18 protein-coding genes and 1 tRNA gene are annotated in these 17263 nt (G+C 37.0%); 15 read left to right on the top strand and 4 right to left on the bottom strand.

What is annotated here, in order from left to right:
• The first annotated feature begins 291 nt into the window (after positions 1–291).
• On the top strand, positions 292–654 hold the full coding sequence (locus L1994_RS06320; RefSeq protein ID WP_278098617.1) for a hypothetical protein: 363 nt from the start codon (positions 292–294) through the stop codon (positions 652–654).
• Between the two features lie 72 nt (positions 655–726).
• Positions 727–2391: an adenine deaminase gene (gene ade / locus L1994_RS06315; protein ID WP_278098616.1), complete on the top strand. Its 1665-nt coding sequence runs from the start codon at positions 727–729 to the stop codon at positions 2389–2391.
• A gap of 30 nt (positions 2392–2421) precedes the next feature.
• On the opposite strand, the gene L1994_RS06310 is transcribed toward ade, so the two are convergent.
• Positions 2422–3225, bottom strand: coding sequence for an acetyltransferase domain-containing protein (locus L1994_RS06310; RefSeq protein ID WP_278098615.1), 804 nt, complete (start codon positions 3223–3225; stop codon positions 2422–2424).
• 64 nt (positions 3226–3289) lie between these two features.
• On the opposite strand from L1994_RS06310, the gene L1994_RS06305 reads away from it, so the two are divergent.
• Together L1994_RS06305 and L1994_RS06300 are read left to right on the top strand one after the other, a co-directional pair.
• Positions 3290–4147 carry a methanogenesis marker 8 protein gene (locus L1994_RS06305; RefSeq protein WP_278098614.1) on the top strand — a complete coding sequence of 286 codons (858 nt, stop codon included), beginning with the start codon at positions 3290–3292 and terminating at the stop codon, positions 4145–4147.
• Positions 4148–4279: 132 nt separating this feature from the next.
• Positions 4280–5518 carry an ornithine cyclodeaminase, nickel-pincer nucleotide-dependent gene (locus L1994_RS06300; RefSeq protein ID WP_278098613.1) on the top strand — a complete coding sequence of 413 codons (1239 nt, stop codon included), beginning with the start codon at positions 4280–4282 and terminating at the stop codon, positions 5516–5518.
• 52 nt (positions 5519–5570) lie between these two features.
• On the opposite strand, the gene L1994_RS06295 is transcribed toward L1994_RS06300, so the two are convergent.
• Complete coding sequence (locus tag L1994_RS06295) at positions 5571–6557, bottom strand: archaeosine biosynthesis radical SAM protein RaSEA (RefSeq protein WP_278098612.1); 987 nt, start codon at positions 6555–6557, stop codon at positions 5571–5573.
• Between the two features lie 28 nt (positions 6558–6585).
• Between L1994_RS06295 and L1994_RS06290 the strand changes: the two genes are divergently transcribed.
• The 9 genes from L1994_RS06290 to L1994_RS06250 all read left to right on the top strand — a co-directional run bounded on the left by L1994_RS06290 (position 6586) and on the right by L1994_RS06250 (position 13400).
• Complete coding sequence (locus tag L1994_RS06290) at positions 6586–7701, top strand: hypothetical protein (protein ID WP_278098611.1); 1116 nt, start codon at positions 6586–6588, stop codon at positions 7699–7701.
• A 42-nt stretch (positions 7702–7743) separates the two neighbouring features.
• Positions 7744–7827, top strand: a tRNA-Ser gene (locus L1994_RS06285).
• Between the two features lie 64 nt (positions 7828–7891).
• Positions 7892–8116, top strand: coding sequence for a HypC/HybG/HupF family hydrogenase formation chaperone (locus L1994_RS06280; protein ID WP_278098610.1), 225 nt, complete (start codon positions 7892–7894; stop codon positions 8114–8116).
• Positions 8116–8463 (top strand): hydrogenase maturation nickel metallochaperone HypA/HybF, encoded by a 348-nt coding sequence (locus L1994_RS06275; RefSeq protein ID WP_278098609.1) that lies wholly within the window; start codon positions 8116–8118, stop codon positions 8461–8463. The genes L1994_RS06280 and L1994_RS06275 overlap by 1 nt, the downstream gene beginning before the upstream one ends.
• Positions 8460–9458, top strand: a complete 999-nt coding sequence (gene hypE, locus L1994_RS06270; protein ID WP_278098608.1) for a hydrogenase expression/formation protein HypE — start codon at positions 8460–8462, stop codon at positions 9456–9458. Before L1994_RS06275 ends, hypE begins: the two co-directional genes overlap by 4 nt.
• Before the next feature lie 406 nt (positions 9459–9864).
• Positions 9865–11142 (top strand): dihydroorotase, encoded by a 1278-nt coding sequence (gene pyrC, locus L1994_RS06265; RefSeq protein ID WP_278098607.1) that lies wholly within the window; start codon positions 9865–9867, stop codon positions 11140–11142.
• Between the two features lie 255 nt (positions 11143–11397).
• On the top strand, positions 11398–11712 hold the full coding sequence (locus L1994_RS06260; RefSeq protein WP_278098606.1) for a DUF167 domain-containing protein: 315 nt from the start codon (positions 11398–11400) through the stop codon (positions 11710–11712).
• 128 nt (positions 11713–11840) lie between these two features.
• The gene (gene dnaG / locus L1994_RS06255; protein WP_278098605.1) at positions 11841–13043 is read left to right on the top strand and encodes a DNA primase DnaG; all 1203 of its coding nucleotides are present in this window, start codon (positions 11841–11843) and stop codon (positions 13041–13043) included.
• 57 nt (positions 13044–13100) lie between these two features.
• A complete protein-coding gene (locus tag L1994_RS06250) occupies positions 13101–13400 on the top strand; it encodes a UPF0058 family protein (protein WP_278098604.1) in 300 nt (99 codons plus the stop codon).
• A 77-nt stretch (positions 13401–13477) separates the two neighbouring features.
• On the opposite strand, the gene L1994_RS06245 is transcribed toward L1994_RS06250, so the two are convergent.
• Positions 13478–14272 (bottom strand): ATP-grasp domain-containing protein, encoded by a 795-nt coding sequence (locus tag L1994_RS06245; protein ID WP_278098603.1) that lies wholly within the window; start codon positions 14270–14272, stop codon positions 13478–13480.
• A 23-nt stretch (positions 14273–14295) separates the two neighbouring features.
• Complete coding sequence (gene tes / locus L1994_RS06240; protein ID WP_278098602.1) at positions 14296–15786, bottom strand: tetraether lipid synthase Tes; 1491 nt, start codon at positions 15784–15786, stop codon at positions 14296–14298.
• A 457-nt stretch (positions 15787–16243) separates the two neighbouring features.
• On the opposite strand from tes, the gene L1994_RS06235 reads away from it, so the two are divergent.
• Both L1994_RS06235 and pyrE read left to right on the top strand, forming a co-directional pair.
• Positions 16244–16735 carry a CDP-2,3-bis-(O-geranylgeranyl)-sn-glycerol synthase gene (locus tag L1994_RS06235; protein WP_278100814.1) on the top strand — a complete coding sequence of 164 codons (492 nt, stop codon included), beginning with the start codon at positions 16244–16246 and terminating at the stop codon, positions 16733–16735.
• Entirely contained in the window at positions 16729–17247 is a 519-nt protein-coding gene (gene pyrE, locus L1994_RS06230) for an orotate phosphoribosyltransferase (RefSeq protein WP_278098601.1), read from the top strand. The genes L1994_RS06235 and pyrE overlap by 7 nt, the downstream gene beginning before the upstream one ends.
• Positions 17248–17263: the final 16 nt, after the last annotated feature.

Below are 17263 nucleotides of genomic sequence, written 5' to 3'. Positions count from 1 at the left end.
AAAGGGTAAGTACAGAAAGAAAAGGGTAAGTACAGAAAGAAAAGGGTAAGTACAGAAAGAAAAGGGTAAGTACAGAAAGAAAAGGGCAAGGATCTAAAAAAAAGGGTGTGGATATGAATAAATTTTGTTATGAAAACCAGATCTTATTATCCCAAAAATCAGAATTTCACTAAAAAATCCATGAAATTTTATTTTATGAAACAGTTTCATTTACGTTATGAAGTAATTTTCATACCAAATTTAATGAATCATTGCGAATGATTTAAGTCTTAGCGGTTTCACATTGAATTAATGTCCATTCGAAAAGAGATTATTGCTTTAATGTTTCTGCTTGCAGTAATGGCCGCTCTGTCAGGATGCATGAATTATTCGTTTGGTGATCTTACATATAATGACAGTGAAAAAAAGCTGGTATTTGAGGTTAACAACAATGCTGACGAAGAAACAATCACAACAATTCAGATAACGGTTTTCAGCCTCGATGACTTCAGACAGAAGGAATATAAACAGTGTGTTGGCACATTCAACCTAAAGCCCGGACTAAATGAATATTCATTTCCGGTAGTGCTTGAAAAGGGAAATTATAAGATGTATTTGTATGTTTTAAAGGATAAAACCCGAAAATCAGCAGAAATACGCGACCTTACTATTTAATTAACAATTTGAAAAATTCCAAAATTTTAAAATTGATCAAGAAGTTAAAGAATTGATAAAATTTTGATAAAAATGACTCAGAAAAAACTTTTAAATGTCGCTCTTGGAAAGGAAAAAGCAGATGTTGTCTTTTTGAATGCAAACACCTTTAATCCTTTTACCTGTGGCTGGAAGAAGCAGAATATTGCAGTAAAAGATGGAATAATAATAGGTGAGGGAGATTATGAGGGGGAAAAAGAAACAGATCTGAATGGTGCAAAAATCATTCCCGGACTGATTGACGCCCACGTTCATATTGAAAGCTCTCTTTTAACACCGGCAGAATACGGACGTCTTGTCCTTTTAAGAGGAACAACGGCAATAATCGCTGATCCCCATGAAATCGCAAATGTTGCCGGAAAAAAGGGCATAGAATATATGATTTCAGAGGCTGAAAAAACAGCTTTGGATATTTTTTATATGATTCCGTCATGCGTTCCTGCAACAAATATGGATATGGGCGGCGCTGTTTTAGATTCCGATGATATAAAAGAATTTTCTGATAAAAATTTTGTAATCGGACTTGGCGAGATGATGAATTATCCCGGAGTTTTGTCAGGTGATGATGAAGTCTTTAAAAAATTAGAGATTTTTAAAAATATTGACGGGCATTGTCCGCTTCTTTTGGGAAAGGAGTTAAACGCTTATATTCTGCAGGGTATTTCAAGCGATCATGAGTGTACAAATAAGGATGAGGCTTTGGAAAAGCTTGAAAAGGGAATGTATATTATGCTACGTGAAGGTTCAACAGAGAAAAATCTCTCTGAACTTATACCTGTAGTAAATTCATGCACTGTTTCAAGATGCATGTTTGCAACCGATGACAGGCATGCTGATATGCTTGTCAATGACGGGCATATTGACGACTGTATCCGAAAGGCAATAAAATGCGGTCTTCAGCCTGAACTTGCATACAGAATGGCAACACTTTCTCCGGCAGAGAGATTTGGTCTTTTTGACAGAGGTTCATTAACTCCGGGAAGAATTGCAGATTTCTGTGTCATTGATGACTCAGAAGAATTTAAAGTCTTAAAGACTTATAAGTCCGGAGTTGAAATAAGAGATTTAGGATATAAAAAGCCAACTTGCTTAAAAACCGGGTTTAAAACTGCACGTATAGACGAAATAATCAAATTAGAACGAGGCAAAAAAATTGCAAATATTGCAGGAATAATTGAAGGACAGATTATTACAAGGCACATAACAAAACTGACAGATACTTCAAAACTGCCTGATTTAAACGGAGATATTTTGAAATGTGTTGTATGTGATCGCTATCGTGGTAAAAAGGCAGGCATAGGTCTTGTAAACGGCTTTAAAATGAAATGTGGTGCAATTGCATCCTCTGTATCACATGATTCCCATAATATTGTTGCTGTTGGATGCAGTGATGAAGAAATAATCTCTGCAGTTGAGCTTTTAAAAGAGTCAAATGGCGGAATGTCAGTTATTGTTGATAAAAAATCCTTCGTTCTTCCTCTTGAATGCGGGGGAATTATGTCTCATAAATCCTTTGAAGATGTAAATTCAGAGCTTGAAAAATTAAATTCGCTTGTTAAATTAACAGGTGCGGTAAAAAATCCTTTTATGTACCTCTCATTTCTTGCATTAACTGTGATTCCTGAGATTAGAATCACTGAAAGAGGAGTATTTGATGTAGTCGGATTTTCTGATATTTCACTCTTCAAAGAAGACTAACTGCTTTAAAAAACTTAATTATCCTTTATCTCACAAAAGTATCTTTCCTGATATTAGTGACAGAATAAGAATTATGACCGGCTGATGGACAAGGTATATCAGAAGTGAATGTTTTCCGCAAAATTCCAGCCCTTCTGAAAAAAAAGAAAATTCATCCTGTTTTTTTCTGGATTTTTCTTTTATGAATCCTGTTTTTTCAAACTGTCTCTTCCCTCCAGGGTAAAATTTGGCTCCTGTTGCTATACCAAGAAGAAAAACTCCAAACCATGGGAATAAAGGCTCGTAATCAAGGGAATAAAACCATTCAGGAGTTATTCCAAGAGGTATCAGATAAAAAGGGCCTGATAACTGTGAGAAGAAAAATCCGATTGTTATAACAAAAATTCCTATGAAAAAATTATATTTTTTAAATCTGATAAAAAATGGAGATAGAATAATTGAAATTCCAAGCAGATGCAGTATTCCAAAGATGATTGTGCCTGATCCAATAAAAATCCATGTTGCAGTTGTTATTAAAAGTCCCAGGCTAAATAAAAAAAGACCTCTTTTAAAATATTTGAGTAAGTATTTTTCTTTTGAAAGAGAGAATTTAGCTCTTTCACTGCTTAGAAAAACAGAGACTCCTGCAATGAATACAAATAACGATGCAGTGAAATATCCATAAATTCTTATTAAACCGATATTTGTGTTTATGTTAGCGATATTGAAATAATTAAGATCAAAGAGTATGTGAAATAGAATCATTGAGATAATGGCAAATCCCCGGATAAAATCAATCTCCCATAATCTTAAAATTTTATTAGTGTCAGTTTTTTTGTAAAAATTCCTATTCAAGATACTGCACCTTAATTCTTTTAAATATTTATTTCAGTTTCAATGACTAATTATTCACTATCAAATGTCATTAATTGATGAGCATATAATTGAGGCTGCCGGAAAGACTCAGGTTGTAATAAGAAATGGAAAAGTGATATCGGTTGGAAAGCCGGTTATTACAAATTGTCCTCTTGCAAGACGATTTAATTATCCTGTAAATAATATGGAGCCTGAAGAAATTAAAAAAAACATAGAGGAGCGGATTTCATCATTTGGAATGTGCACAAAAGAGCGTGAGGTTCTCTCTGATGATGATTTTGTTTTATTTGGCGCATCTGAGCTTTTATCTTCGGCAATCTCCGGTGGAATTATTGATTGTGCAGTAATTGCCTGTGATGGTGCGGGAACGGTTATTGCACAAAATCCACGTCTTGTTCAGGGAATTGGTGGAAAAATGTCCGGTCTTGTACAAACGTGCCCTTACCCTGAGGTCATATGTAGAATAAATAATAATCTGGGATATACTGTTTTTCCAAACGATGCTTCAATAGATTCATACAAAGGATATTTAAAAGCAGTTGAGCTTGGATTTTTAAATATTGCAGTTACTGTAACCTCAGGAGAAGAGGCCCTCCGGCTTAGAAAAACAGATGAAAATGCATTTATTGTCGCTGTTCATACAACGAACGCTGATATACATGAATCAGAGCTTCTTGCTGAAAACTGTGATATAATATCTGCATGCGCTTCAAAGCATCTTCGTGAAATCGCCGGTAAAAGAGCACTCCTGCAGGGAGGAGTTTCAGTGCCTGTTTACGCAATGACAAAGAAGGGAAAAGAAGTAATTCTTGAAAAAATTAAAAATACAAAGAATCAGGTTTTAATTAAAGGTGGAAAACTGCCCTTTTCAGCAGGAAAAGATCCATCTCCTCTTGTCTGAAAAAAATTCATGAATTGCAAGACAAGAAAACTGATGAGATATGCCTTTTTGCGGCTTTAATCAATTTTTTATATCCTTATTTTATGTTATTTGCGCAAATCATAATAGTTTATAAAACAAATATACTAAATTATGGAAGCGTCCCGTGAGATTGAACTTGAAGGTCATATTATTGATTCAGGGATTATGACCCGTGTTTTTGACAAAGTTCTGGATATGGGCGGCAATTTTGAGATTACCACCTTCGATGTAGGAAAGAAAAAACAGGACACAAGTTATGCAAGGCTGATTATCACAGCAGTGGATGAAGAGGAACTTGACAATATCCTAAGTGAGCTTCATCGACTTGGTGCAAGGATGCCTGAAGTTGAAAATGCAAAACTAAAAGAGGCCTTTGGCGACAGAATTTTACCAAAAGGATTTTACTCAACAACAAATCACCCGACATTTGTAAAATATGATGACAAATGGATTCCTGTTGAAAATATTGAGATGGACTGCCACATCGTATTGGAAAAAGACACACTTTCTGCAACCTGTGTGCCGCTTGCAAAAATAAAAAAGGGAGACAATATTGTAATCGGTGAGAGAGGGGTAAGGGTTGTGCCACCTGAGAGGTCAAGAAAAGTTAATCAGTTTGAATTTATGCAAAACACTGTCTCTTCAGAAAGGCCGAGTGAAACAATTATTAAAAAAATAGCCTCTGAGATGAAAGAGATTAAGGAAAACGGAGGAAAAATTGGGATTGTTGGCGGCCCTGCAATCATTCATACCCGGGCTGCACCGGCACTGGCAGAGATAATCCGTGAAGGATATATTGATGTATTATTTGCCGGAAATGCCCTCGCAACCCATGATATTGAATACAACCTGTTTGGAACATCTCTTGGAATGAATCTTGATACAGGAACACTTGCAGTTGGCGGACATAAAAATCACATAACAGCAATAAGCGAGGTTATCCGTGCAGGTTCGATTAAACAAGCAGTTGAAGAAGGCATAATAAAGACGGGAATTATGTATGAATGCGTGAAGAACAATATTCCGTTTGTTCTTGCAGGCTCAATAAGAGATGACGGCCCGCTTCCTGATGTTATTACCGATGTTATGATTGCACAGGAGGAGATGAGGAAAAATTTGCGCGGTCTTGATATGGTAATAATGATTGGAACACTTCTTCATTCTGTAGCTGTTGGAAACTGCCTGCCGTCATATGTAAAGACTATATGCGTTGATATAAATCCTGCATCAGTTACCAAATTAAATGACAGGGGTTCATCACAGGCAATCGGGGTTGTAAGCGATGCAGGAGCATTTTTGCCTCTCCTTGCAAAGTATCTGAAAACCGATGCTATAAAATCTGAACAGTAAATATCTAAACTGTAATAATCCGGGCAATAAATATTTGAATAAAAAAATATTTTTATTCTGTCAGGGGCATGCAAAAGGGTTTTTCTTCTTTTAAGATAAATTCCCACTCATTTTTGCATTTACATCCTCTTTCAAAATAAACTCTTAAAAGTTCTTTATCTACATTGAGTGAAAATTCTCTTATCGCGTCAACAATTTCCATATCACATTTCCCACAGTTGTGAGGACCTCTTCTTTTCCCTCCGCCGACAGGATCGCACATTACATGAACATCTGCCTCAATTAAAACCTTCAGAGCACTCCAGAGATATGGTGGTCTGTAAGCCCTTTGTTTCCAGAGTCTTTCAACATCTGTTCTGTTTTGGACAGTGCAGAGATTCATAGAAATCATATCAGAGTACGGCGCACACTCTTTGAGAGATTTTTGCATATCCAAAAGTGCCTCTGATTCAGTCAGGAATGGCGGTTTCATCATGAGATATGTTTTAATGCCTGCGCCGGCCTTTCTTCCCTGACTTACAGCATTTTTGAAATCCTCAAATGTGTGGCCTTTGTCAATGCATTTTTCCCGGATATAGTCGTTTGTTGTCTCAAGGCCCATTGCAACATACAATGGATTTTTGTGTGAATTGTCATCAACAATCGCTAAAAAGTCCGAAATAATATCTTCCTTTACATATTCGGTCCTTGATTCTGCGATAACAATTTTGCCTTTGAATGCCTCTCCAATTGAATCCCTGGCACCGGGCGGGACTTCGTCAGTGTCAAAAAAACTTCCTGAAGTAAATATTTTTACCATCTGGTAGCTGTCAGGCTTAAATTCAGAAAGAACCCATGAAACCTGCTGTTTAATTCTGGTTGAGAGTTCCTCTGCAGGCATTTTGTGATACCTTTCATTCTTATATCCGCACATTGTGCACCTGTTCCATGAACAGCCGCCTGATTTAAAGATCACAGTGAGGCAGTCGAGAACTTCTCCTGAATATGTCTCTTTACTTTTCCAGCATGCCAGAGGTTTTTCAATTTTTTGAGATATCATTAATGCTATAGTAGTTGATCGTGTAAATATGAAAAAGATAGCATGCCTGATTATATTATTGGCGGCATTGGTCTCTTGTGCTAATGCATACATTATCAATTTTGATGTCCCGCCACAGGTAAACCTTGGTGACACAGTTGTAATCGAAGGAACAAGCACAATCAACCCCGGAGTTACAATGACAATTGTTCTCTACAACCAGAAGGTCTCGATTCAGGAGATTGAGAGAAAGTCTTTTGTTATCCAGTCTGACGGGTCATGGAAGGTTTCTTTTGAGACTGATTCTCTTTCAAAAGGAAACTACAAACTTGAAATTCCGGATAACAGCGAGGTAAGTCTTGGCGGAAGTTCGACAAGATACAGAACATTTGAACTTATTGACAGAACAGATCAGATAGTAATAGCCTCTTCAATAAATCAGGAATATAACGGTTTTTTGTCTGTTGAAGGAAGGAGCACCACACGCGGTAATCTTGGAATAGAAATAATGGTTGATGACGGAGAATATATTATATTCCCTGAAGAGTGGGTTTCAACTGATTCAAATGGACAGTTTAAAGTTGAAGTTCCAATCTCCGGCCCTGGTAACTATTATGTTTCGTTTTCAGATAATAAGGGGCTTATAAGACACCAGAAGTTTACATCTGTAAAAACAACTACATCTCCTACACAATCTTTGACACAATCTATAACGCCGGTTCCTACTTCCAATACAGGAAAGTCAATGTCTGCACAGTCATTTGCATCATTAAACAGTCCGACATATTTTTCAATAGAGACATTTCCGGGGATTTTGACAGTTGAAACATCAGAAGGGCATAACTGGGCTGTTGAATACTGTGATGAGAAAAAGACTGTAAAAACGGTGAATCGTTATTCCGGCTCCGAATCAGAATCTTTTGGAATCAATGTTGAAGGAGGAACTGTATATGTAAAAGTCTATCCTGTTGATTCATCTGACAGCGGGTATGTGACAGTGTTTACAACCGGCGCTTCTTCTATCACAGTAAGTGAAGATTCAGCATCTTTCTTTGAGAGTGCTCCTGCTGGTGAGGCGACCCAATCCGGCGGTCAATTTCCAATTGGGTTAATATCTGCCGTCATCGGACTGTTTGTTATTGTCATTTTAACACGAAGACAATAACACCATATTTTTAAGGAAAAAAGTAGACATATTAGAAGACGGGCCGAGATAGTCTAGTCCGGGAAGGCGGTGGCCTTGAAAGCCACTGGTGTCCGCACCTCAGGAGTTCAAATCTCCTTCTCGGCGTTATTATTTTTATTATAACCTGACTGGGCTTTTAGGTCCGGTTAATTTAAGGGGTTTTTAAACAATGTGTATTGCAATACCGGCAGAAGTGTTGGAAATAAAAGATGGCAATATCGCTGTTGTTGATTATGGAGATCTTCAGCAGGAGGTCCGAATAGACCTTGTGGATGTTGTTGTAGGCGAATTTGTTTTAGTCCATGTAGGTTTTGCTATTCAGAAATTATCACGTGAAGAGGCACTCCAGACGCGTCAGGTATTTGAGGAAGTCTACGCGGCTATGGAGGAGTAATGCACGAATACTCTATAGCATACGATATTTTTGCAACCTCCAAACGGGCGGCTGTTGAAAATTCCGCAACACACATAAAAAAAGTATGTATCAGTGTCGGCGAAATGACAATGGTAAACCCTGAGCAGGTTATTTTTCTTTTTGAAACTATGTGTGAGGACGAAGATGAACCTCTTTTCAAAGACTGTAGCATTGAAGCAAAGACTGTTCCTGTAAAGACAAAATGCTCATGCGGTTATGAAGGTTCTGAAAGGTTTGTTTGTCCGGATTGTGGTTCTCTTCCTGAAGTAATCGAAGGAAGGGAAATAGTAGTCACAAATATTGAAATTGAGGTAGAAGACGAATGAAAGTCAATCTTATGCATGGCGCCGGCGGGGCCGTTTTTTCAGATCTTCTTGGAAAGACACTCACAAAATACAAAAATAATAATGCCGGCGGTATTGGTCTTGAATCACTCGATGACGGCGCGGTAATACCGTTTGGTGACAAAAATATTGTATTTACAACAGATTCGCATGTTGTGCGCCCTCTCTTTTTCCCCGGCGGGGATATTGGAAGAATATCAGTATGCGGCACAGCAAATGATCTTTCCATGATGGGGGGAAAGCCTATTGCACTCTCCTGTGGTATGATAATTGAAGAGGGATTTGACATTGATATCCTTGAAAAAATTGTTGCATCAATGGATGAGGCACTTTTGGAATGTGGAGCATCTCTTGTAACCGGCGATACAAAAGTTCTTGAAAAGGGGGCAATTGACGGCATTGCCATTAACACCGCGGGAATTGGAATTGTTGAGAAACCTGTCCGTGACAACGGACTAAAGCCCGGCGACGTAATAATAGTTAGCGGCACAATTGGTGATCACGGCCTTTGTATCATGACAACCCGCGAAGGCTTTGATTTGGGTGAGCAGATTAGATCCGATGTTGCGCCAGTATGGGAGCTTGTAAAATCTGCAATGGATGCAGGGGAGATTCATGCAATGAAAGATCCTACACGTGGAGGATTTTCAAACGCCATTAATGAGATGGCCGAGAAATCAGGCGTCCAGGTCAGAATCAATGAGGAAACGCTTCCAATAAGAAATAGTGTAAGGAGTGCTTCAGAACTTTTAGGCATTAATCCTCTTGATGTCGCAAACGAAGGAAAGGTTGTTATGGGTGTCTCCGCTGATGATGCGGAAGCTATCTTAAAAGCGATTAAGAAGAACAAATATGGGAAAGATGCGGCAATAATCGGCAGAGTAACAGAAGGAAAATCTGTTATTATGGAGACTTCAATTGGCGGCGAACGGTTTATAGAGGCGCCTGTCGGAGATCCTGTTCCAAGGGTCTGCTGAAAAATTTTAAAATTATTGAAATTAAATTTATTTTATAATTCTATGATAATATATTCCATATTTTTTTAACACTATATTTTTTATTTTTTGATGATATATTTTATATTTTTTTACACTGTAATTTTTATTTTTTAATAATTATTTAATAATATATTTTTTCAGTTCGTTAAAATTTGATAAAACGGAAAATAATATGGTTAAAATAATCTTTTTTAAGGCAACCGGCACAATCCAGTTTACCTCAAAATATTATCCTTATAAAAAAGGAATAACCTAAAAAAGGAATAACCTAAAAAAGGAATAACCTAAAAAAACACCTGATAAAAAAATAACACCTGTTAAAAATTAACAATCCCATAAATAGTGTAATAAGATACATAACAATATACATAACAGGATTTTTTAAATGTCTCTTAAATGTAGTCTGGTTTTAAAAAATGTCTCACTGTCAAACGGCACTATAAAAGACATATCTGTAAAAGACGGGCGGGTTGTCCATTCAGGAATGGCAGTTGATTCAGAAATATCAATTGACTGCAAAGATTTAATCTGTATTCCGGCGGCAACCGATATGCATGTCCATATGCGGGGCGGTGACATCCAAAAGCATAAGGAAACCTGGGAGACCGGTTCTAAAAGCGCACTTGCAGGCGGAGTTGCAACAGTAATTGATCAGCCAAACACAATTCCTCCAGTTGTCGACAAGGAATCTTTCCTTTTGAGATTTAGTGAAGCAGAAAAAAATTCCTACTGTAATTTTGGCATTAATGGAAGTGTAATGCCCGGCTGGGATATAAATGCACTATATCGTTGTGGTGTCTGTGCATTTGGAGAGACTTTTTTTGCTGAATCAAGCTATGGTTCAGCAGTTGACAGCAATTTTTTAAAATCTGCCTTTGAAAAGATTCAAAAAAAAGATGCCCTGATAACCGTTCATGCAGAGGTTATTGATTCAGGGGAGGATGATTCACTCACTTCCCATGAGAAGCTTAGAAACTGCCAAAATGAGCTTTTGGCAGTAAAAACAATTATTGATATTTCAAAAACAGGTTTAAAACTTCATTTCTGTCATATTTCATCACCTGATTCGGTTGACCTCATTAAACAACGGAAAAATATTACATTTGAAGTAATGCCGCATCATCTCTTTTTATCATATGAAATGTTTGATAAAAATGATGGATTTGGAAAGGTCAACCCTCCATTAAGGTCTGAGTCTGTCAGAAAAAAGCTTCTTTTAAGGTGGAATGAAATTGATGTTGTTGCATCCGATCATGCCCCGCATACAATTACTGAAAAGACAAAAGAGATTTTTTCCGATATTCCTTCAGGAATTCCCGGAGTTGAAACAATGCTTCCGCTTCTGATAAATCAGGTGCTTGAAAAAAATATAACCCTCCAGTCTGTAATTGAAAAAACAGTAATTAATCCTTCAAAAATTATTGGGATTGAGCCACCCGGATTTACAAAAGGCTCTCCTGCTGACTTTGCATTATATCCAAAAGAGCCTGTTAAAATAACGGCTGATAGTCTTCAAAGCAAAGCCGGCTGGACACCTTATGAAGGAATGAATGCTGTATTTCCTGATATTACAATTATCAGCGGTAATATTGCCTATAAAAATGGTGAGTTTTACAAAGACTGTGCCAGACCTGTCAGAGGGAATGGATATATAGCCTTATGAAACGAATATATGTTTGCCGATAATTATTGCGCATCGTATATTAGGTCCCCGGGTGATCTATTGGCATAGGTCTGGAAGTGATCTTCGGGACAACCCGGATGCGCAACAGGCATTTTAAAGCCCGGCCATTTGGGTATAACAGGTGAAGACAGGCCAAAGCGCCTCTTATGATCCATGTTTGTTAATGCCGGGCTACATTAGTCTTAATCCGGTTATTTTTGACTTGAAATTTTTCAGGTTTTTCAGGTGTTTGCAATGAATATTGGAATGGCTCTTGCAGAAAATCAGTCGGGAGTTGTAATCACTCTGGATGTATCTGCGGGAAGCAAAAAAACTGTCTTTCCTTCAGGGTTTAATGAATGGCGAAAAGCCCTTCTTTGCAGAATCAATGCTCCTCCTGTCGAAGGAAAAGCAAATAAAGAGATAATATGTGCAATATCTGATTTTTTTTCTGTCCCACAGTCTGATGTTTCAATAATTAAAGGTGCTACATCATCACAAAAACGCGTTTTGGTAAAAAATATTTCTTTGAAGGATGCATCAGAACTTTTAACAAAAATCCTTTCTTAACTACTATTATATAATTATGAAATTAATTTAAATAATTTCAGTTACTATTAGTCAAATTGCCTTATGAAATTTAATAAGAGCATATTAATATATTTCACAAATTTATCACATTACAGGAGGAATTATCATTGTATTCACCGGAAACTACAAAATATCAGATCATTATTGAATTTGAAACTGAGGGGGTGGTCGAAAAGTCCGATGTTGTTGGAGCGGTTTTTGGCCAGACCGAAGGTCTTTTGGGAGAAGACCTTGATCTTAGAGATCTTCAAAGAACAGGAAGAATAGGGAGAATTGATGTAAAAACAGTCAGCAAAAAAGGCGATACCAAAGGAGAAATTCTGATATATTCATCAATCGACAGGGCAGAAACAGCTCTTCTTGCCGCATCTCTTGAGACAATTGAAAGAGTAGGTCCGTGCTCTTCGATATTTAAGGTTAAAAAGATAGAAGATATCAGAATCTCAAAACGAAAGCTGATAATTGAAAGAGCAAAAGAAATCCTGATGGATGCATTTGAGGAGAGCACAATTGATACAAATGACATAATAGATGAGGTTCGTGAATATTCAAGAATTGAAAAATTAATAGAGATTGGTCCTGAAAAGCTTCCTGCAGGCCCTAATGTTTGTGACTCAGATGCAATTATTGTCGTTGAAGGAAGAGCTGATGTTATAAATCTCTTAAAGTACGGGATAAAAAATGCCGTTGCAGTCGAAGGTACTAATGTTCCGGAAACTATAATTGAGCTGTGCAGGACAAAAACGGCGACAGCATTCCTTGACGGAGACCGGGGTGGTGATTTAATCCTAAGCGAACTTTTGCAGGTTGCAGACATTGATTTCATTGCTATTGGTCCACGTGGACGCAGTGTCGAGGATATGTCCAGAAAGGAGATCATCAAGCCCTTAAGAAATAAAGTGCCTGTTGAGGTAATTGCAGGGTATGACGGAGGTGTTGATATAAGCACCTATACATCAAATGTTTTTGAGGACTCAAAAGAATCTTTAAAGAATAATCCGGAAGATTCACGAAATGTCAGTCCTGCCTGCGATAAAGAACTTTCTAAGCAGATGAACGAGGTTAAGAGTTCAGATATTACCCGTTTTTTATCAAATGAGTATATAATTCTAAATGAATACCCTTCAGATGAGATGGAGGCGGCACTAAATAAGATATCCGGAGATGTTTCAGGTGTGATTACAAACAGGAGTGTTAACCAGAAAATTATAGATATGGCCGCCATGCACGGTCTTAATTTTATTGTTGCACCTGATTTCAAGGAAATTATTCGAAAACCTGTCTCAGTTAAGCTTTTGAAGATACCTTAAATTGGTTTGAGGATAAACATTTTAATCACATTTTGAATTATTCCGGGATGATATCTAATGCACAAAGAAGAACTAATAGCCCTCCATCAGTTTATGTATTCAATAAAGGAAAGCTTTGAGAACGAAAATTCAAATGTGGTTTTTTCTGAGTATGAAGCACTTAAGATAAAGCCAACTCAGGTTCATAAAAGTAAAATGGAACATAAACATGCAATTTTTGTCCTTGGACAGGAGATTGCACAGGCGATGAAGGATGTTGAACCTTCAGCCTCCAAGAGAATTGCAGACAGGATGCATGAACTTGCATTAAAAACAGAAAAAGAAATTGAAGAAGATCCTGATAATAAATATCTTTAATTTATCAGATTATCTTTAATTTTTAATTTATCAGATTTATTTCAGTTTTTTCTTTTAATTTTTAATTTATCAGATAATTATATGCTTTTTTCAGTTTCTATTAAATAATCTGCAAGAAGTTTTGGAACAGGTGCACTCATACAGTGCCAGTTTGGTGTTCCGTTAACTTCCAAAACAGTATATGAGTCATTTTTGAAAAGTAAGTCAACACCACAGTAGTCTATTCCAATAGCTTTTGCCGCCGCAGATGCAGTCTCTGCCATTTCAGGAGGAATTTTTGATAAAGCCCTTCCAAGCCCTCCCTGGTGGATGTTGTGTGCGAATGAATCAGAAACTCTTTCAATTGCACCAACAGCTTTTTTGTCTATAACAAAAACCCTGAAATCGCGATCATTTTTAACATATTCCTGGATGTAATAGGGAGGATTTTCTTTTAATTCGGAAATGTTTTCGAAAGGATATATTCCGTTACCGTCAAATCCGTAAACAGGTTTGTATACAACAGTTCCGTGCTTTTCTAAAAAGTCTGAAACAAGACGCTTTGATGCTGTAAATATAGTTTCAGGAGTTTTCACTCCGTTTTTTATCAGTTTTGCAGTAGTCTGCACCTTGCTTGCACAAATGGCTATTGCATCCGGTGAATTTACAACCTTGTTGTTTATGCTAAGGGAGTTTATTATTTCAAATTGAAGTTCGTCCTGCTTTATTCCGCAGATCCAGATGAGATTTCCCTCTAAATCTTTGGAGAAAGGGTTTATTGTTTCCAAATCAAGATATGAAAAATCCACATTTCGTCTTTTAAGTTCATCTGCAACCATTCCTGTTGAATTGTCTGAAGGAGTGTCGGTAGGCTTTTTTACAATATAAATCATAAAACACCAAAAAATAGGTAAATTTAGTCAAGCTCTTCTAGCGGGTCTTGTTTATCAATTGGTTTAGAATATTTCTTCCATACCTGTTCTCTAAAGACAGGACCTGAATTATATGTGCAGAAAGGAATCAGCCTTCCGTCCGGTGTTGCATAGTGAATACAACAGCGCTGGACTCTTTCAACATCATAATTATAGTTGTCCATGAAATGCATTGTTCCGATAAATAAAGCATTCCAGTGGAAATCTTTTAATGCCTCAAAATCCTGCTTGACAAGAGCCTGATACAGCATCTTCCAGAACAATCCTGATTTGCCGCTTTCGCTCTTTTTCAAAGAGGAATGCATCCCTTTAAGTCCTTCGACAAGAGTTATGTATTTATTGAGTGTTTTCTTGTCATTTAGCCTGCCAGCCATTTCTTCTATTACGTTGAAGAATTCATCGACATTGATCATTTTGTTGACAGGAACAAGACCGTCATCATTTACAAATGCGTAAGTCGCTGCACCACAATGTTGGTGTGTTGTAAATTCAATCTGTGGTTTTCCTGTGTATGCTTCTACAAGATGAGATATTGGGATAATACATGGAACCGGATAGAAGTAGTCTTTTTTAAGTATGCCGCCTGTTTGCTTTTCAATTCTGTCAGCAAGGTCTGGTATTGTAACACGTTCTTTTGTGACATCATCTTCTGATGCGGCGCCTGTGAATGCAACCGGCTGGAAATTGACACCCCTTACAACCTTGATATTATCAGCCGCGAATTTGATGATGTCTCCTACTTCATGATCATTTTTGCCGTTAATGACAGTTGGTACAAGGACTACTCCCTGACCGTATTCAGCGCAGTTTGTTATGACTTTTTTACTGATATTGATTAGTGGATTTGTCTGTTTTGTAACCCCGTCAAAGTGAAGATAAATTGTGCTGAGCCCTGCTTCTTTTAAATCCTTAACCAGTTGTTTATCTCTTGCAAGTTTAATCCCGTTTGATGCCATCTGTATCTGTTTGAAGCCAAGTTTTTTTGCAGTCTTAACAATCTCTACGAGATCATCTCTCATTGTTGGTTCTCCGCCGGCAAACTGCACTGCAGGCGCAGGAAATGGCTTTTCCTCCCTGAGCATTTTTAACATTGAAACTATTTCTTCAAAGGATGGTTCATAGATGTAACCGCACGCACGCGCATTGGCAAAGCAGAAATCACAGTTTAGATTACATCTGTTTGTTAAGTCAATGTTTGCAAGGAGTGTAGTAGATTTATGATTGTTACAGATACCGCAGGCAAACGGACATTCTTCTTTTAATGCAGATTTTTGAGGATTTTCTATTCCTGTTCCTTCGGAACTGTATTTGTCAAAACGCCTGTACATTTCCGAATCTGACCAGTACAGATTCTTAAAAAAACCATGTTTTGGGCATGTTCTGACAATCCATATCTGGCCATCTTCCTCAATGATTTCTGCAGGGAGGACTGCACCACATTCAGGACAAAGGCCTTTTGTTGTTTTAATTACCATATTTGCTCTCACACAATTGCTTGCTTAATTCTATTCTCAATTTAATAAAATAAAAGGATTGTTTTGGTACAGGTTTTAGTTTCTATTCAGTTGGTTTGTAACTTTGGTGAATTAAACTTTGATGAACTATATCTTTAATGTTTGATTTTGTTTTTAATATCATTTTTTCTTTTAAATATCAAAAATATTAAAAAAACATGTTTTCTATTGGAATCATGTTGTTATTTACATAATACAACTGGATGATACAACTGGATGATACATTTGTAGATGAAACATTTTTCTCATAAATGTTTTTTATGACAACTGTTGCATCAAAAACGTCCATGAAATTATATTTCATGAAGTTTTTTTGAAACATTATTTATTTCATTAAACCTTTATAATAGTCATATTGTCGGCGTTTGAGATTGATTTTATTGGAATACTATCTTCGCTTTTTGTAGCATTATGGATAATGCTTCCAGCATATGTCCCAAACTCAGCAGCAGCAGTATTCGGAGGCGGCTCTCCAATAGATTCTGGAAAAAAGTGGAGTGACGAAAGAAGAATATTCGGGGACGGAAAGACCTGGAGAGGGTTGTTCGGCGGAGTTTTTTCAGGAATTTTTGTTGGAATAATTCTGATTTTAATTGGGAATTATGCAGGAATTTACATCCATACCCTGCTATCCGTAGTGCTTTTGGCAACAGGAGCGCTTCTTGGAGATCTGGTAAAAAGCTTTTTTAAGCGAAGGCTTAATAAAAAACGTGGAGATGAGTGGCTGATTGCAGATCAATATGATCTTGTTGCAGGCTCTCTTCTTTGTGTGTTTATATTTGACAGCGGGTGGGTATTTGCAAATATAAACCTTGCTGTATTTTTATGGATTATCATAATTACACCTCTTTTACATAGAGGCGCAAATATTATAGGGTATATTATCGGAGTGAAAGAAGTTCCATGGTAAATGAAATTGCAGAATTACTAATTGAATATGGTGCAATAGAATTTGGTGATTTTACACTTGCATCGGGTGCTAAAAGCAGTTATTATATCGATTTAAAATCGGCTTGCACAAATCCCGGACTTCTTTTTGAGATTGGAAAAGAAATATCGGAGAAATTTGATTTTGATGTTGTTGCAGGAGTTGCAGTGGGTGCAGTACCGATAGCTGTTTCAGTTTCTTTATCGTCTGAAAAACCTTATTGTATTATCAGAAAGGAAGAGAAGGATCATGGAAAATCCGGAAATATAATCGGTAATGTCAAAGATAAAAACGTGCTTTTGGTAGAAGATGTAATTACATCCGGAGGTAGTGTTATTTTTGGCATAAACGCTCTTAAATCAGCAGGTGCAATAATTGACAAAGTTGTAACTGTAGTAGATCGTGAACAGGGAGCAGATGAAAAATTAAAAAGCACCGGTGTAAATCTCCATTCGCTTGTTCGTGTATCTGAAATTTTAAAAAAGCATTCATAAAAAAAAGCAAAAAAAT

The organism is Methanomicrobium antiquum, assembly GCF_029633915.1.
Lineage (GTDB): Archaea > Halobacteriota > Methanomicrobia > Methanomicrobiales > Methanomicrobiaceae > Methanomicrobium > Methanomicrobium antiquum.
This window is presented reverse-complemented; position numbering and strand designations above follow the sequence as displayed.

Bases quoted from the DNA above. Each gene is read 5' to 3' on its own strand.
- L1994_RS06250 (WP_278098604.1), top strand. From the start codon at position 13,101: ATGCACAAAGAAGAACTAATAGCCCTCCATCAGTTTATGTATTCAATA.
- L1994_RS06320 (WP_278098617.1), top strand. From the start codon at position 292: ATGTCCATTCGAAAAGAGATTATTGCTTTAATGTTTCTGCTTGCAGTA.
- L1994_RS06275 (WP_278098609.1), top strand. From the start codon at position 8,116: ATGCACGAATACTCTATAGCATACGATATTTTTGCAACCTCCAAACGG.
- L1994_RS06290 (WP_278098611.1), top strand. From the start codon at position 6,586: ATGAAAAAGATAGCATGCCTGATTATATTATTGGCGGCATTGGTCTCT.
- L1994_RS06295 (WP_278098612.1), bottom strand. From the start codon at position 6,557: ATGATATCTCAAAAAATTGAAAAACCTCTGGCATGCTGGAAAAGTAAA.
- L1994_RS06300 (WP_278098613.1), top strand. From the start codon at position 4,280: ATGGAAGCGTCCCGTGAGATTGAACTTGAAGGTCATATTATTGATTCA.
- L1994_RS06260 (WP_278098606.1), top strand. From the start codon at position 11,398: ATGAATATTGGAATGGCTCTTGCAGAAAATCAGTCGGGAGTTGTAATC.
- hypE (WP_278098608.1), top strand. From the start codon at position 8,460: ATGAAAGTCAATCTTATGCATGGCGCCGGCGGGGCCGTTTTTTCAGAT.
- tes (WP_278098602.1), bottom strand. From the start codon at position 15,786: ATGGTAATTAAAACAACAAAAGGCCTTTGTCCTGAATGTGGTGCAGTC.
- L1994_RS06245 (WP_278098603.1), bottom strand. From the start codon at position 14,272: ATGATTTATATTGTAAAAAAGCCTACCGACACTCCTTCAGACAATTCA.
- L1994_RS06235 (WP_278100814.1), top strand. From the start codon at position 16,244: ATGCTTCCAGCATATGTCCCAAACTCAGCAGCAGCAGTATTCGGAGGC.
- L1994_RS06305 (WP_278098614.1), top strand. From the start codon at position 3,290: ATGTCATTAATTGATGAGCATATAATTGAGGCTGCCGGAAAGACTCAG.
- pyrC (WP_278098607.1), top strand. From the start codon at position 9,865: ATGTCTCTTAAATGTAGTCTGGTTTTAAAAAATGTCTCACTGTCAAAC.
- ade (WP_278098616.1), top strand. From the start codon at position 727: ATGACTCAGAAAAAACTTTTAAATGTCGCTCTTGGAAAGGAAAAAGCA.
- L1994_RS06280 (WP_278098610.1), top strand. From the start codon at position 7,892: ATGTGTATTGCAATACCGGCAGAAGTGTTGGAAATAAAAGATGGCAAT.
- pyrE (WP_278098601.1), top strand. From the start codon at position 16,729: ATGGTAAATGAAATTGCAGAATTACTAATTGAATATGGTGCAATAGAA.